The 1,053-nt window shown below is 50.7% G+C and carries 2 protein-coding genes; one reads left to right on the top strand and one right to left on the bottom strand.

The annotated features are described in order from the left end of the window. A partial coding sequence (locus tag MUY21_RS15955) for a helix-turn-helix transcriptional regulator (protein ID WP_248411263.1) occupies window positions 1-182 on the bottom strand: 182 nt, incomplete at its 3' end. Between the two features lie 315 nt (window positions 183-497). On the opposite strand from MUY21_RS15955, the gene MUY21_RS15950 reads away from it, so the two are divergent. Continuing rightward, window positions 498-1,053 (top strand): hypothetical protein (locus MUY21_RS15950; RefSeq protein ID WP_248411262.1); only part of this gene is annotated, 556 nt, incomplete at its 3' end.

The raw sequence follows: 1,053 nt of genomic DNA, 5'->3' as shown, positions 1-1,053 counted from the left end.
TCCATACCAAGCGTCTGAGCAAGCGCAGGGATGCGTTGCAGTGGAACACGTGTCACCCCTTGCTTCATCATTGACAGAACGTTTGGATGGTTGAACCCTACCCGGTCGGCAATTTCGCGTTGGGTAAGGCCTGATGCGTCGATCGCGTCAGAAAGATTGTTGGCTGTAGGACTATAAGGCATGACTGCTCTCCTCAAGACATTGTCGTTTCGATGTCTTGTGTTAGCGAGCGAATTCACGTCCTTGCGATGTAGTTAATCCGCCGCATGATCAAACCATCCAGATACTCCAATTGCCCAGATCGCCGACCACAAGATCACACGCCTCGAAGAGCTCCTCCCTTGGCGTTACGCTGCTCAGGCAGCGTAACAGGCACCGTCCAAGCGCAAAAGGGCGGGTTCAACGGACGGGCACTACTTATTCGCTAGACCACACGTTCAATCGTTGATAGATGAATTCATTCCCGCTTAAGCTGATCTAATTGTAACGGAAAAAACATGCGTCGCAATCTGGACGATATACGAGTCGGTTTCGTTATCTCTCACCCCTTTCACTATCTGATTTACCAGCCTCTGATACGGGCAATCAAAAACCCTTTAGTCGTTGTAGAAACAAGAAAAAGCACACCTTTTGGTTTCTCTCGGGATTTCTTCGATTCACTTGATTGTCCACATGTTGTGGTTGATGAGTCGAATCTGAGCGCAGTCGATCAGCAGGTTGACGTCATTTTCGTCATGACGCCAAAGCACTTGAACGCAAGGTTCCGACATGCACGCACCGTCGTCGTGCAATATGGCATGGCGAAAGAGTACTACAACTATGGACTGTGGCGCACGAGCGCCGATCTCAACATGATGTATGGTCCATACTCTACCAAGATGGTGGAGGGACACGCGGTCGCGCGTTCCGTCGGCAATCTCAGGCTCGATGGCTACACGCCCTCAAAAACAGGTGGTGGGGGTTTGCTGTATTTGCCAACTTATGGCGAACTTTCCACGCTTGAACGGTTTGCGGGTTTGCTGCCTCAGCTCAACTCGGCAATTCCGATTTCGA

Origin of the sequence: Aliiroseovarius sp. S2029 (genome assembly GCF_023195575.1) — a bacterium.
Taxonomy (GTDB): domain Bacteria; phylum Pseudomonadota; class Alphaproteobacteria; order Rhodobacterales; family Rhodobacteraceae; genus Aliiroseovarius; species Aliiroseovarius zhejiangensis.
The sequence above is the reverse complement of the archived record's forward strand: the minus strand, read 5'-3'. Positions and strand labels throughout refer to the sequence as shown.